Source organism: Streptomyces violens (assembly GCF_000717745.1).
Classification (GTDB): Bacteria; Actinomycetota; Actinomycetes; order Streptomycetales; family Streptomycetaceae; genus Streptomyces; species Streptomyces violens.
Genome location: NZ_JOBH01000005.1, coordinates 1 through 14,036 on the forward strand (window position 1 = coordinate 1; position 14,036 = coordinate 14,036).

Consider the following 14,036-nt stretch of genomic DNA (forward strand, 5'->3'; position numbering starts at 1 on the left):
CATCAACGGCGAGGACCCCGGCCGCAACTTCCTGCCCGCGCCCGGCACCGTCACCAAGTTCGAGGCCCCCGCCGGCCCCGGCGTGCGCCTGGACGCCGGCGTGGAATCCGGCAGCGTCATCGGCCCGGCCTGGGACTCCCTGCTCGCCAAGCTCATCGTCACCGGCGCCACCCGCCAGCAGGCCCTGCAGCGGGCCGCCCGCGCCCTGAACGAGTTCACCGTCGAGGGCATGGCCACCGCCATCCCCTTCCACCAGACGGTCGTGCAGGACCCGGCGTTCGCGCCGGAGCTGACCGGCTCCACCGAGCCGTTCCAGGTCCACACCCGCTGGATCGAGACCGAGTTCGTCAACGACATCAAGCCGTTCGCGGCGGCCGGGACGGACGAGGCCGAGGCCGACACCCGTGAGACGGTCGTCGTCGAGGTCGGTGGCAAGCGCCTGGAGGTCTCCCTCCCGGCCTCCCTCGGGATGCCGCTGGCGCGCGCCGCGGTGGCCGGGGGTGCCAAGCCCAAGCGCAAGGCCGGCAAGAAGTCCGGCTCCGCCGCCTCCGGCGACGCGCTCGCCTCCCCCATGCAGGGCACCATCGTCAAGATCGCGGTGGAGGAGGGCCAGGAGGTCAAGGAAGGCGACCTGGTCGTCGTCCTGGAGGCCATGAAGATGGAGCAGCCGCTCAACGCGCACCGCTCCGGCATCCTGGACCCATCACAGCAGGGAGGACGGCGATGGCGACCGACACGGCGCAGGACGCGGCCGCACGCCCCATGCGTGCCGATGCGCGCCGGAACTACGAGCGGCTGCTGGCGGAGGCGCGTACGGCCTTCACCGAGCGTGGCACGGACACCTCGCTGGAGGACGTCGCGCGCCGCGCCGGTGTCGGCATCGGGACGCTCTACCGCCACTTCCCCAATCGGACCGCGCTGATGGGCGCCGTCTTCCAGGGGGAGGTGGACGCCCTGCTGTCCCGCGCGCGGGAGCTGGGGGACGCGCCGCAGCCGTGCACGGCGCTCGTGGAGTGGCTGCGCGCGATCATCACGCACGCCAGCACCTATCGCGGCCTGTCGCGCGCGCTGATGGCGGCGCCGGCCGACGAGAGCTCCGGGCTGGCGCGGTGCAGCCGGCCGATGCGAGAGGCGGGCGAGGTGCTGCTCACCCGCGCTCAGCGGTCCGGTGCCGTGCGGCCCGATGTGGACATCCGCGATCTGATGCAGCTGACCAATGGGATCGCGCTGGCCGCGGAGGAGTCGCCGGACGACCCGGAACTGGCCGACCGGCTGCTGACGCTCACGCTGACCGGCCTGAAGGCCGGCCGGTGAGCGACCGCGTACGAATGCTGCTGTGAGCGACTGGGACCCCGCGGTTCCCAGTGCTCAGCGCCTGCGCGGCGCCAGGTCGGCGACCCGGCCGCCCTGTGGATCGGCGGTCAGTGGGGCCGAGCGGAGCTGTGGCGCGGCGCCGGGCGCCGCCGTCGGATGGCTGCGGCGCTGACCGGGCAGTGGTACCTCCCTTCTCGGCCCCCGGCGGTCGGCCGCCGGGGTGCCCTCCGCGCCTCCCTGCCCCTGGGCGGCCGCGGCCGCGGCCCCGCCGGCGACGGTGATCTGTACGCCCTGGTCGGCCAGGGCCTGCAGTTCGGTCGCGGCACGGTCGTCGTGGCCGGGTGGCTCGTCGGTCACCAGGCGGGTGATGACGTCGGTCGGCACGGTCTGGAACATGGTGTCCGTGCCGAGCTTGGTGTGGTCGGCGAGGACCACCACCTCCGCCGCGGCCTGCACCAGCGCTCTGTCGACGCTGGCGGAGAGCATGTTGGAGGTGGAGAGTCCGCGCTCGGCGGTCAGGCCGCTGCCCGACAGGAAGGCACGGGAGACCCGCAGTCCCTGGAGGGACTGCTCGGCGCCGCTGCCGACCAGTGCGTAGTTGGAGCCCCGGAGCGTGCCGCCGGTCATCACGACCTCGACGCGGTTGGCGTGCGCCAGGGCCTGGGCGACCAGCAGGGAGTTGGTCACCACGGTCAGCCCCGGGACCCGGGCGAGCCGGCGGGCCAGCTCCTGTGTGGTCGTCCCCGCGCCGACGACAATCGCTTCGCCTTCTTCGACGAAGCCCGCGGCGAGATCGGCGATGGCCGTCTTCTCCGCGGTTGCTAGATGGGATTTCTGCGGAAAGCCGGATTCGCGGGTGAAGCCACCCGGCAGCACCGCACCGCCGTGCCGGCGGTCGAGCAGTCCTTCTGCCTCCAGTGCCCGCACGTCCCGCCGTACGGTCACTTCTGAGGTCTGGACGACGCGGGCGAGCTCACGGAGCGAAACCGCTCCGTTCGCTCGCACCATTTCAAGGATCAATTGGCGACGTTCTGCAGCGAACACGAAACTGACAGTAACGCCAACGACCGTCTGTTTTCAGCAGGTTGCACCAATTATCGGAAGTTGTTCGTCTGCGGTACCCGCGAGTGATATAGAGCGGGCGTCCGTGCGAACGTGTTCGCACGGACGCCCGGACTCACTCCCCGGCGGTCTTGCGCGTGTGCAACTGCCGTGCGACCTCGGCTATCGAGCCGGAAAGGGAGGGGTAGACCGTGAAGGCGCTGGCGATCTGCTCGACCGTCAGGTTGTTGTCGACCGCGATCGATATCGGATGAATCAGTTCGCTCGCGCGCGGTGATACGACCACACCGCCCACGACGATGCCCGTGCCGGGGCGGCAGAAGAGCTTGACGAAGCCGTCGCGGATGCCCTGCATCTTGGCGCGCGGGTTGCGCAGCAGCGGCAGTTTCACGACCCGGGCGTCGATCTTTCCGTTGTCGACGTCGGCCTGGCTGTAACCGACCGTGGCGATCTCCGGGTCGGTGAAGACGTTCGCGGAGACCGTCCTGAGGTTCAGCGGGGCCACCGCGTCGCCGAGGAAGTGGTACATCGCGATCCGGCCCTGCATGGCCGCGACGGAGGCGAGCGCGAAGACGCCGGTGCAGTCGCCGGCCGCGTACACACCGGGCGCCGAGGTGCGGGAGACCTTGTCGGTCCAGATGTGGCCGGAGTCCTTGAGCTTGACGCCGGCCTCCTCCAGGCCGACGCCGGCGGTGTTCGGGATCGAGCCGACGGCCATCAGGCAGTGCGTGCCGGAGATCGTCCGACCATCCGAAAGAGTGACCTCGACGCGGTCGCCGACGCGCTTGGCGGAGGCGGCGCGGGAGCGGGACATCACGTTCATGCCGCGGCGGCGGAAGACGTCCTCCAGGACGGCGGCGGCGTCCGGGTCCTCGCCCGGGAGCACGCGGTCGCGGGAGGAGACGAGGGTGACGCGGGAGCCGAGGGCCTGGTAGGCGCCGGCGAACTCGGCGCCGGTGACGCCGGAGCCGACCACGATGAGCTCCTCGGGGAGCTCGTCCAGGTCGTAGACCTGCGTCCAGTTCAGGATGCGCTCGCCGTCGGGCAGCGCGTCGGGGATCTCACGGGGGTGCGCGCCGGTCGCGATCAGTACGGCGTCGGCGGTGAGCGTCTCCTCCGTACCGTCGGCGGCGGTCACCGTGACCTTGCGGGAGCCGTCCACGGCCTGGCCGGGCTCCAGCCGGCCGCGGCCGCGCACGACCCGGCCGCCCGCGCGGGTGACGGAGGCGGTGATGTCGTGGGACTGGGCGAGTGCGAGGCGCTTCACACGGCGGTTGACCTTGCCGAGGTCCACGCCGACGACGCGCGCGGGGCGGTCGATGTGCGGGGTGTCGTCCTCGACGATGATGCCGAGCTCTTCGTACGACGAGTCGAAGGTGGTCATCACCTCGGCCGTCGCGATCAGAGTCTTCGACGGTACGCAGTCGGTGAGCACGGATGCGCCGCCGAGGCCGTCGCAGTCGACGACGGTCACCTCCGCGCCGAGCTGGGCGCCCACCAGCGCCGCTTCGTAGCCGCCGGGTCCGCCACCGATGATCACGATACGGGTCAAGGGTTTACGCCTCGCGCTCTCGTTTCCGGCCCACCCAGCGCGGTTCCGGCCGGGGGTCCGGGGGTCGCCCCCCGGGGGAGATGCAGTACGTACTCCATTGTCCCGCACGCTCCTCCCGTGGTCAGCGCGGGGGCCGCCGTACGGACCGCGCGCCTCATGACCGCAGGCCGGACGCCGTGGCCCCGGCGGATCCACGGGACGCGGCCCGCGCTCCCGTACGCTCTGACCCATGTCGCTCTACGCCGCCTACGCCGGCAACCTCGACGCGCGGCTGATGTCCCGCCGCGCTCCCCACTCACCACTGCGCGGCACCGGCTGGCTGAACGGCTGGCGGCTCACCTTCGGCGGGGAGCAGATGGGCTGGGAGGGCGCGCTCGCCACGCTCGTGGAGGCGCCGCGCTCGCAGGTCTTCGTCGCGCTGTACGACATCGCCCCGATGGACGAGGAGTCGATGGACCGCTGGGAGGGCGTCGGGATGGACATATACCGCCGGATGCGGGTGCGGGTGCACACCCTGGACGGCGACGAGGCGGCCTGGCTGTACGTCCTGAACGGCTACGAGGGCGGGCTGCCCTCCGCGCGGTACCTCGGTGAGATCGCCGACGCCGCGGAGTCGGCGGGCGCGCCGCACGACTATGTGATGGAGCTGCGGAAACGGCCTTGCTGAGGGGCTGACGGGGCCCGGTTCGTAGGAAGCCACAAATGGGGCCGCCGAAGGTCCGTGACGAGACACATCTACGCGCGTAGGCGATTACCGGCTACCCTCGTCCGCGTGAACGCATCAGTTACCCCGGACCTGGACCTGGCGAGCGACCCCCGTGCCGCCGCCGACGCCGCCGCCGACCGCCTGCGCGAGCTGACCGGCGCCGAGACCCACGACGTTGCCCTGGTCATGGGCTCGGGCTGGGCCCCGGCCGCCGAGGCGCTGGGCGAGCCCGAGCACGAATTCCCCGTCACCGAGCTGCCGGGCTTCCCGCCCCCGGCCGTGGAGGGCCACGGCGGCAAGATCCGCTCGTACGCCCTCGGCGACAAGCGCGCACTGGTCTTCCTCGGCCGGACGCATTACTACGAGGGCCGCGGAGTGGCGGCGGTCTCGCACGGCGTCCGTACCGCCGTGGCCGCCGGCTGCAAGACGATCGTCCTCACCAACGGCTGCGGCGGCCTGCGCGAGGGCATGCGCCCCGGCCAGCCGGTCCTCATCAGCGACCACCTGAACCTCACCGCCACCTCCCCCATCGTCGGCGCGAACTTCGTCGACCTGACCGACCTGTACTCGCCGCGGCTGCGCGCGCTGTGCAAGGAGGTCGACCCGACCCTGGAAGAGGGCGTCTACGCCCAGTTCCCCGGGCCGCACTACGAGACCCCCGCCGAGATCCGCATGATCCGCACGCTGGGCGCCGACCTGGTCGGCATGTCCACCGTGCTGGAGGCCATCGCCGCACGTGAGGCGGGCGCCGAGGTGCTGGGCCTGTCCCTGGTGACCAACCTCGCCGCGGGCATGACCGGCGAGCCGCTCAACCACGAAGAGGTGCTCCAGGCCGGCCGCGACTCCGCGACCCGCATGGGCAGCCTGCTCGGTCAGGTGCTCGGCAAGATCTGATCCGGCGGTACGGAACCGGCCGGTGCGGCCGGTTCCCGCCGTCCGCGCCGGGCGCGGGGTATGGGTTACGCACCGGGGCACGCGCCGCCCTGTACGCCTTGGGCACGCCGTCCCCGTACGCCCGGGCACGCGCCGCACGCGTGCGCCCCGGGAAGGGAACCAGGGCGCACGCCGGCCCGTCCGTAGGGCACGCACGCCCCGGTCCCGTACCGCACCCGCACCGCACCCACAGGCACCCCTCACGCACCCACAGGCAGGAGCATCACCGTGGCAACCGTCCCCGAGGAGCTGGCCGGCCGGGCGAAGGTCTGGCTGGCCGAGGACCCCGACCCGGAGACCCGCGAAGAGCTGGCCAAGCTCATCGCGACCGAGGACACCGACGAGCTGGCGGAGCGGTTCGCCGGCACCCTGCAGTTCGGCACCGCGGGGCTCCGCGGCGAGCTGGGCGCCGGCCCGATGCGGATGAACCGCGCCGTCGTCATCCGCGCCGCCGCCGGGCTCGCCGCGTACCTCAAGGACCAGGGCCAGGGCGACGGCCTGGTCGTCATCGGCTACGACGCGCGCCACAAGAGCGCCGACTTCGCCCGGGACACCGCCGCGGTGATGGTGGGCGCCGGCCTGAAGGCCGCGCTGCTCCCCCGCCCGCTGCCCACGCCCGTACTCGCCTTCGCGATCCGGCATCTGGGCGCGGTGGCCGGCGTCGAGGTCACCGCCAGCCACAACCCGCCCCGCGACAACGGCTACAAGGTCTACCTCGGCGACGGCTCGCAGATCGTGCCGCCCGCCGACGGCGAGATCGCGGCCCGCATCGCCGCGGTCGGCCCGCTCACCGACGTACCCCGCCCGGAGGACGGCTGGGACGTGCTCGGCGAGGACGTCCTGCAGGCGTACCTGGCCCGTACGGAGGCGGTCCTGGCCCCCGGCTCGCCGCGGGACACCCGCGTCGTCTACACGCCGATGCACGGCGTCGGCCGCGACGTCCTGGTGGCCGCGTTCGAGCGGGCCGGATTCCCGGCGCCGGTCGTCGTGGCCGAGCAGGCCGACCCCGACCCGGACTTCCCTACGGTCGCGTTCCCCAACCCCGAGGAGCCGGGGGCGATGGACCTGGCCTTCGAGGCGGCCCGTACGGCCGCTCAGGCCCCGGACATCGTCATCGCCAACGACCCGGACGCGGACCGCTGCGCCGTGGCCGTACCGGCCCCGGAGACGCCCTCGGGCTGGCGGATGCTGCGCGGTGACGAGGTCGGCGCGCTGCTCGCCGCGCACGTGGTCGGCTCGGGCGCGCAGGGCACGCTCGCCACGACGATCGTCTCCTCCTCGCTGCTCTCCCGGATCGCCGCGGCGGCCGGCCTGCCGTACACCGAGACGCTGACCGGCTTCAAGTGGCTGGCCCGCGTCGACGGCCTGCGGTACGCCTTCGAGGAGGCGCTGGGCTACGCGGTGGACCCGGCCGGGGTGCGGGACAAGGACGGCATCACGGCAGCCCTGCTGATCACCGAGCTCGCGGCCGTCCTCAAGCGGGACGGGCGCACGCTCACCGACCTGCTGGACGACCTGGCGGTGGAGCACGGGCTGCACGCCACGGACCAGCTCTCCGTCCGTGTCGAGGACCTGTCCGTCATCGCCGACGCGATGCGCAAGCTGCGCGAACAGCCGCCGGCCGCGCTCGGCGGGCTCGCGGTGGCCGCGGCCGAAGACCTGTCGCAGGGAACGGAGACGCTGCCCCCGACCGACGGCCTGCGGTACACGCTGTCCGGGGCCGGCGAGGTGGCCGCGGGCCGGGTCGTCGTCCGCCCCAGCGGCACGGAGCCGAAGCTGAAGTGCTACCTGGAGGCCGTGGTCCCGGTCGCGTCACGTGACGCGCTTCCCGAGGCCCGCCGCACGGCCGACGCGGCACTGGCCGCGGTGAAGGCCGACCTGTCGGCCGCCGCCGGGCTCTGAGCCGCCCGGGGGGGGGACGGGCCGCCAGGCCCGCCCCCCTCAGGGGCGCGGGGAACTGCGCGACCGGCCACAACGCCGCGGCACCCGGGGTCAGGGAAGCACCCCCCACCCCCGCTGCCGCTACAGCGCAAGCACCACAAGCCCGATCGCGCCCACCACGATCGGCACGATGATCTCGTACATCCAACGAACCGTAACGGCCCCCTGAGCCGTCTCCCGGCCGGAATTCCGCTCCCGCAACTCCCGCAGCTCGTCCAGCGCCTGGTCCGCCGACGCACGCCGCACCTCGACCGGCTCCTCGCCGCGCCCCGCGGCCCCCGCGGCCTTCGCCGAGGCCCGGTTCGCCCGCTTGCGCTGCCGCAGCGAGACCGGGATCGACCAGAGCTGGTACTTCTTGTCGCCCGCGAACACCTCGCAGGAGAAGGACGCGCGCAGGTCGTCCACCGCGGCCCAGGGCAGCACGATGGTGCGGAAGGGGTTCCGTACGGTGAGCCGGTCCTCGTTCGCGCGGACCACGGGCCGCAGCGTGAACGCGGCCACCAGCGGCACGGCGAACAGCAGTCCGGCCACCGCCAGCAGGCGGGTGCGCGCGGTGCCGTGCACCAGCGCGTCGATGCCCAGCCAGGCGAGCAGCGCGAGCAGCAGGACGCCGCCGACGAGGGCGGCGGGCGACCGGTAACTGCGGTCCGCGTAGGGCTGCGTGGGCGTACGGGAGGAGTTGTCCGGGCTCGTCATAGGGGCGATTGTGCCCGAGAGTCCGGCATCCGGACGTTGCGGTCCGGCATCGATGCACAACCGCCCGACGGCGGGGGTGTCCTGTCACTACGCGCGTAGATATGCTCCCCTCGTGACCATGCCCACCACTGTTCCCGCATACGGCAAGGAAGCCGCGGGGCGTCTGGCGTCGATGGCGGACGTGACCGCCAACGACGGTGCGCTGCGCCGCTTCCTCCACGGCCTCCCGGGCGTCGACGAGGTCGGGCTCAACGCCCGCGCCGCCGCGCTCGGCACCCGCTCGATCAAGAACACGGCGAAGGCGTACGCCATCGACCTCGCCATTTCGATGATCGACCTGACGACGCTCGAAGGAGCGGACACCCCGGGCAAGGTCCGGGCCCTGTGCGCCAAGGGCGTCAACCCCGACCCCACGGACCGCACGGTGCCCAAGGTCGCCGCGATCTGCGTGTACCCGGACATGGTGGCGACCGCCAAGGACGCGCTCGGCGCCTCCGGCGTCCACGTCGCCTCCGTGGCCACCGCGTTCCCCGCGGGCCGCGCCGCGCTGCCGGTGAAGCTCGCCGACACCCGGGACGCGGTCGCGGCCGGCGCCGACGAGATCGACATGGTGATCGACCGGGGCGCCTTCCTCTCCGGCCGCTATCTGGAGGTCTTCGAGGAGATCAAGGCCGTCAAGGAGGCCTGCGTCCGCGCGGACGGCAGCGCGGCGCACCTCAAGGTCATCTTCGAGACCGGCGAACTCCAGACGTACGACAACGTCCGCCGCGTCTCCTGGCTCGCGATGCTCGCGGGCGCCGACTTCATCAAGACCTCCACCGGCAAGGTCGGCGTCAACGCCACTCCCCCGGTCACCCTGCTGATGCTGGAGGCCGTGCGCGACTTCCACGCCCAGCTCGGGGTGCAGGTCGGTGTGAAGCCGGCGGGCGGCATCCGCACGTCGAAGGACGCGATCAAGTACCTGGTGATGGTCAACGAGACGCTGGGCGAGGAGTGGCTGACCGCGGACTGGTTCCGCTTCGGCGCGTCCAGCCTCCTCAACGACCTGCTGATGCAGCGCCAGAAGCTCGGTACCGGCCGCTACTCCGGCCCCGACTACGTGACGGTGGACTGAGACCCATGCCCATGGAAAAGCAGGCTTTTGCGTACGCACCCGCGCCGGAGTCGCGCGCGGTCGTCGACATCGCTCCGTCGTACGGGCTGTTCATCGACGGCGAGTTCGCCGAGGCGGCCGACGGCAAGGTCTTCAAGACCGTCTCGCCCGCGAACGAGGAGGTCCTCTCCGAGGTCGCACAGGCCGGGACCGCCGACGTCGAGCGCGCCGTGAAGGCCGCGCGCAAGGCGTTCGAGAAGTGGGCGGCACTGCCCGGTGCCGAGCGCGCCAAGTACCTCTTCCGGATCGCGCGCATCATCCAGGAGCGCTCGCGCGAACTGGCGGTGCTGGAGTCGCTGGACAACGGCAAGCCGATCAAGGAGTCCCGCGACGCCGACCTGCCGCTGGTCGCCGCGCACTTCTTCTACTACGCGGGCTGGGCCGACAAGCTCGGCCACGCGGGCCTCGGGCCCGACCCGAAGCCGCTGGGCGTCGCGGGCCAGGTCATCCCCTGGAACTTCCCGCTGCTGATGCTGGCGTGGAAGATCGCCCCGGCGCTGGCCTGCGGTAACACCGTCGTACTGAAGCCCGCCGAGACCACGCCGCTCTCCGCGCTCTTCTTCGCGGACATCTGCCGCCAGGCCGGGCTGCCCAAGGGCGTCGTCAACATCCTGACCGGCGACGGCTCGACCGGCGCCGAGCTGGTCGCGCACCCGGACGTCAACAAGGTCGCCTTCACCGGCTCCACCGAGGTCGGCAAGGCCATCGCCCGCACGGTCGCGGGGACGGACAAGAAGCTCACCCTGGAGCTGGGCGGCAAGGCCGCGAACATCGTCTTCGACGACGCGCCCATCGACCAGGCCGTCGAGGGCATCGTCAACGGCATCTTCTTCAACCAGGGCCACGTGTGCTGCGCGGGCTCCCGGCTGCTGGTCCAGGAGTCGGTCCAGGACGAGGTGCTGGACGCGCTCAAGCGCCGTATGCAGACCCTCCGGGTCGGCGACCCGCTGGACAAGAACACCGACATCGGCGCGATCAACTCCGCCGAGCAGCTCGGCCGCATCAAGGAGCTGGCCGCCGCGGGCGAGGCCGAGGGCGCCGAGCGCTGGGCGCCGGCCTGCGAACTGCCCGGCGAGGGGTACTGGTTCGCGCCGACCCTGTTCACCGGCGTCACGCAGGCGCACCGCATCGCCCGCGAGGAGATCTTCGGCCCGGTGCTGTCGGTGCTGACCTTCCGTACGCCGGAGGAGGCCGTGGCCAAGGCGAACAACACGCCGTACGGCCTGTCGGCGGGCATCTGGACCGAGAAGGGCTCCCGCAGCCTGTGGATGGCGGGCAAGCTGCGCGCGGGCGTCGTCTGGTCCAACACGTTCAACAAGTTCGACCCGGCCTCGCCCTTCGGCGGCTACAAGGAGTCGGGCTTCGGCCGCGAGGGCGGCCGGCACGGTCTGGAGGCGTACCTCAATGTCTGAACGGCTCTCCGTCCTCAAGACCTACAAGCTGTACGTCGGGGGCAAGTTCCCCCGGTCCGAGAGCGGGCGGGTGTACGAAGTGACCGACTCGAAGTCGAACTGGCTCGCCAACGCCCCGCTCGCCTCCCGCAAGGACGCCCGGGACGCGGTCGTCGCCGCCCGCAAGGCGTTCGGCGGCTGGTCGGGCGCCACCGCGTACAACCGCGGGCAGATCCTGTACCGCATCGCCGAGATGCTGGAGGGCCGCCGCGACCAGTTCATCGCGGAGGTCGCGGACGCCGAGGGGCGCTCGAAGTCCAAGGCGGCGGCGCAGGTGGACGCGGCGGTCGACCGCTGGGTCTGGTACGCGGGCTGGTCCGACAAGATCGCGCAGATCGCGGGCGGTGCGAACCCGGTCGCGGGCCCGTACTTCAACCTCTCCACGCCGGAGCCGACCGGTGTGGTGGCCGTCCTCGCGCCGCAGGAGTCCTCGTTCCTGGGGCTGGTGTCGGTGATCGCGCCGGCGATCGTGACCGGTAACACGGTCGTGGTGGTGGCCGCCGAGAAGGCGCCGCTGCCTGCCCTGTCGCTGGGCGAGGTGCTGGCCACGTCCGACCTGCCGGGCGGCGTGGTGAACGTACTGTCGGGCCGTACGGCGGAGATCGCCGGGCCGCTGGCCGCGCACCAGGACGTCAACGCGATCGACCTCGCGGGCGTGTCCGGCGACGCGGCGGAGGCGACCGCGCTGGAAACCGCCGCGGCCGACAATCTCAAGCGCGTCCTTCGTCCACAGGCTGTGGACTGGGCCGCCGATCCCGGCACCGGCCGCATGCTGGCCTTCCTGGAGACCAAGACGGTCTGGCACCCGATGGGCGTCTGAGGACGCCGCACGGCGCACGTGAGGGCGCCCGCAGCCGTACATACGGACGGCTGCGGGCGCCCTTTCGCGTACGCGCCCGATCTAGCCCGGCAGGACCTGCGTCAGCTGGCCCACGACGGGGAGCTGGCCCAGCGACGCGCCACTGGCCAGCGGGGCGGTCAGCACCGCCGTGCTGATCGGCTTGAAGTCGGCGATCTGGGTGCCGACGGCGTTGTTCAGCGGGTCGCTGCCGGTGCCCGCGAGGGGGTTCAGGCGGAGGTTCTTGACCGTGCCCAGACCGCTGGAGGTGGCCTGCTCCAGGGCGCCGACCGTGGACTTCGTGGCCGCCCGGATGTCCTCCAGGCTGGCCGGATCGGACTTCCCGTCGGCCTTCCCGTCGGCGGCGGTGGCGGCCGGGGCGCCGACGGCGAGTGCGGCGCCCGCCACGGACACCGCCAGCCCGGCGCGCAGCAGCAGCCCGCGCGCGGTGCGGCTCTGGTGGGGAGGACGTGCGTGAGAGGCCATGAGCACCTGCCTGTGGTTCGCGTGGCGGCGGCGATGCCGACCGCCGCACCGCCGCCGGTGTCCTGATCGTACGTAATGGGTCGGATGCGCAGAGTAGTTGACGGATGTGTCCACATTCCACCTTGTGCGGCCGGGGTAGCTCACACGGGCGAATGCGGGACAATGAGTGCCCGTGAGCTTTCTCCTCGGTGCACCGTCCGCCCGCGTCATCCTGCTGACCGGCCCCTCCGGCTCCGGAAAGTCCTCCCTCGCCGCCCGCACCGGCCTGCCCGTGCTGCGCCTGGACGACTTCTACAAGGAGGGCACGGACGCCTCCCTGCCCCAGCTCCCGGACGGCGGCGGCGCCGACTGGGACTCGCCGCTCTCGTGGGACGCGGCCGCCGCGCTCGCGGCCGTCGAGGAGCTGTGCCGTACGGGCCGCACGGCCGTCCCCGAGTACGACCTCGCCAGCAGCTCCCGGGTCGGCGAGGGCAAGCTGGAACTGGCGAGGGCGCCGCTCTTCATCGCCGAGGGCATCTTCGCCGCGGAGATCGTCGCCGGCTGCCGGGCCGCGGGCGTACTGGCCGACGCGCTGTGCCTGCGCGGCAGGGCCACCACGACCTTCCGGCGGCGGCTGCTGCGGGACCTGCGCGAGGCCCGGAAGCCCGCGGGGTATCTGGTGCGCCGGGGGCTGCGGCTGCTGCGCGCCGAGCGGTCCGTGGTGGCGCGGCAGACGGCCCTGGGCGCGTACGCCTGCGCGAAGCCCGAGGCGCTGGCGCGGATCGCCGCGGCGGACGGGGCCGGCGCGCGGGCAGCATGAAAGAGCGGGAATCGGCAGACCCCCCGGCTGCCGGTTCCCGCTCCTTCTTCCCCCGTGTCCCCCTGCGGTCCCCCGTCCGCTCTTCCCCCGTTGTCCCCCAGCCCCCTCGGGCCGGTTCCTCAGGCCACCAGCTCGCCGAAGGACTCCTCCTGGTCGCGGCCGAAGCTGAGGACCTCGTCCTCGCGCAGCCGCCGCAGCGAACGCCAGATGCTCGACTTCACCGTGCCGACGCTGATGTTCAGTATGTCGGCGATCTCCGGGTCCGTCCGGCCCTCGTAGTAGCGCAGGACGAGCATCGTGCGCTGGGTCTCGGGCAGCTTGGCCAGCGCCTGCCACAGCACGGCGCGCAGCTCCGTGCCGCGCATCGCGTCGTGGTCGCCGGCCGTCTCCGGCAGTTCCTCGGTGGGGTACTCGTTCAGCTTCCGCCGACGCCACGCACTGATGTGCAGGTTGGTCATCGTGCGGCGCAGGTACCCACCGACCGCCCCCTTGTCGCTGATCCGGTCCCACGCCCGGTAGGTCGAGAACAGCGCGCTCTGCAGCAGGTCCTCGGCCTCGTGGCGGTCGCCGGTCAGGTGGTAGGCGGTGGCGTACAGGGAGGCGCGGCGCTCCTGGACGTAGGCGGTGAACTCGGCTTCGCTGTCCACCGCCGGCGACGCGGAACCCCGCTCCCCCGTGGCCTCCCCGTACGCGTTCCCCCCGTCGGTCCCCGCTACGACGGTGTCAACGGCCTCGACCGGCGTCACGAAGAACGCGGTCTGCCGCTGACGCCCGGTGCCGCGAGCGCACCCCCGCCCGATCGCGGCACCGGACTTCTCCCCGGCCCGTACGACATCGTGGAGCCGCGTGATTACTGCGCTGTTGGCGGTGCTGTGCAGTGTGTTCATCTCGCGCCCCCCGTCGGTAGAGCCGGCTCGTTCAGCTGCTTCCCGGGCCGTCTTTCCCACCCGGTGACAGAAACTCTGCCGCGGCAGTTTCATCGCGGTGTCCGCCGACTGTCACAGCCCTGTCACAGGGGGCCGCGGGAGGTTCACAACGCCCGCTTCGGGCGTACGCCGGTGCAGGTGGGGCGGGTGTGCGGCGGTGCCGGGGGTCGCCGCCGGTC

At 72.4% G+C, this 14,036-nt stretch carries 13 protein-coding genes and 1 pseudogene; 9 read left to right on the plus strand and 5 right to left on the minus strand.

Annotated elements, in window-relative coordinates:
* Positions 1-691, plus strand: a pseudogene (locus tag IF04_RS0110740) (biotin/lipoyl-containing protein); the annotation flags it as partial.
* Between the two features lie 71 nt (positions 692-762).
* Complete coding sequence (locus IF04_RS0110745; protein WP_030254016.1) at positions 763-1,314, plus strand: TetR/AcrR family transcriptional regulator; 552 nt, start codon at positions 763-765, stop codon at positions 1,312-1,314.
* 54 nt (positions 1,315-1,368) lie between these two features.
* On the opposite strand, the gene IF04_RS0110750 is transcribed toward IF04_RS0110745, so the two are convergent.
* Both IF04_RS0110750 and IF04_RS0110755 read right to left on the minus strand, forming a co-directional pair.
* Complete coding sequence (locus tag IF04_RS0110750; protein WP_078600152.1) at positions 1,369-2,358, minus strand: DeoR/GlpR family DNA-binding transcription regulator; 990 nt, start codon at positions 2,356-2,358, stop codon at positions 1,369-1,371.
* A 133-nt stretch (positions 2,359-2,491) separates the two neighbouring features.
* Positions 2,492-3,928 carry an NAD(P)H-quinone dehydrogenase gene (locus IF04_RS0110755; RefSeq protein ID WP_030254018.1) on the minus strand — a complete coding sequence of 479 codons (1,437 nt, stop codon included), beginning with the start codon at positions 3,926-3,928 and terminating at the stop codon, positions 2,492-2,494.
* A gap of 229 nt (positions 3,929-4,157) precedes the next feature.
* On the opposite strand from IF04_RS0110755, the gene IF04_RS0110760 reads away from it, so the two are divergent.
* From IF04_RS0110760 to IF04_RS0110770, 3 genes are all read left to right on the plus strand, one after another.
* The gene (locus IF04_RS0110760; protein WP_030254019.1) at positions 4,158-4,595 is read left to right on the plus strand and encodes a gamma-glutamylcyclotransferase family protein; all 438 of its coding nucleotides are present in this window, start codon (positions 4,158-4,160) and stop codon (positions 4,593-4,595) included.
* A 105-nt stretch (positions 4,596-4,700) separates the two neighbouring features.
* Entirely contained in the window at positions 4,701-5,528 is an 828-nt protein-coding gene (locus IF04_RS0110765) for a purine-nucleoside phosphorylase (RefSeq protein WP_030254022.1), read from the plus strand.
* Positions 5,529-5,795: 267 nt separating this feature from the next.
* A complete protein-coding gene (locus tag IF04_RS0110770; RefSeq protein ID WP_030254024.1) occupies positions 5,796-7,469 on the plus strand; it encodes a phospho-sugar mutase in 1,674 nt (557 codons plus the stop codon).
* A 120-nt stretch (positions 7,470-7,589) separates the two neighbouring features.
* Here the strand turns inward: IF04_RS0110770 and IF04_RS0110775 are convergent, their stop codons facing one another.
* On the minus strand, positions 7,590-8,204 hold the full coding sequence (locus tag IF04_RS0110775) for a PH domain-containing protein (protein ID WP_030254027.1): 615 nt from the start codon (positions 8,202-8,204) through the stop codon (positions 7,590-7,592).
* A 118-nt stretch (positions 8,205-8,322) separates the two neighbouring features.
* Here IF04_RS0110775 and deoC point away from each other — a divergent pair, with 118 nt between their 5' ends.
* From deoC to IF04_RS0110790, 3 genes are read left to right on the plus strand one after another with little or no spacing between them, the layout of a single operon-like run.
* Positions 8,323-9,318, plus strand: a complete 996-nt coding sequence (gene deoC / locus IF04_RS0110780) for a deoxyribose-phosphate aldolase (RefSeq protein WP_030254029.1) — start codon at positions 8,323-8,325, stop codon at positions 9,316-9,318.
* An 11-nt stretch (positions 9,319-9,329) separates the two neighbouring features.
* The gene (locus IF04_RS0110785) at positions 9,330-10,769 is read left to right on the plus strand and encodes an aldehyde dehydrogenase family protein (protein ID WP_030254031.1); all 1,440 of its coding nucleotides are present in this window, start codon (positions 9,330-9,332) and stop codon (positions 10,767-10,769) included.
* A complete protein-coding gene (locus tag IF04_RS0110790; protein ID WP_030254033.1) occupies positions 10,762-11,628 on the plus strand; it encodes an aldehyde dehydrogenase family protein in 867 nt (288 codons plus the stop codon). The genes IF04_RS0110785 and IF04_RS0110790 overlap by 8 nt, the downstream gene beginning before the upstream one ends.
* 81 nt (positions 11,629-11,709) lie before the next feature.
* Here IF04_RS0110790 and IF04_RS0110795 read toward each other — a convergent pair whose 3' ends face one another.
* Positions 11,710-12,132 (minus strand): hypothetical protein, encoded by a 423-nt coding sequence (locus IF04_RS0110795; protein ID WP_030254034.1) that lies wholly within the window; start codon positions 12,130-12,132, stop codon positions 11,710-11,712.
* 172 nt (positions 12,133-12,304) lie between these two features.
* On the opposite strand from IF04_RS0110795, the gene IF04_RS0110800 reads away from it, so the two are divergent.
* Positions 12,305-12,931: a uridine kinase family protein gene (locus IF04_RS0110800; RefSeq protein ID WP_030254035.1), complete on the plus strand. Its 627-nt coding sequence runs from the start codon at positions 12,305-12,307 to the stop codon at positions 12,929-12,931.
* A 119-nt stretch (positions 12,932-13,050) separates the two neighbouring features.
* Here IF04_RS0110800 and IF04_RS0110810 read toward each other — a convergent pair whose 3' ends face one another.
* The gene (locus tag IF04_RS0110810; RefSeq protein WP_030254036.1) at positions 13,051-13,818 is read right to left on the minus strand and encodes a SigE family RNA polymerase sigma factor; all 768 of its coding nucleotides are present in this window, start codon (positions 13,816-13,818) and stop codon (positions 13,051-13,053) included.
* Positions 13,819-14,036 lie beyond the last annotated feature (218 nt).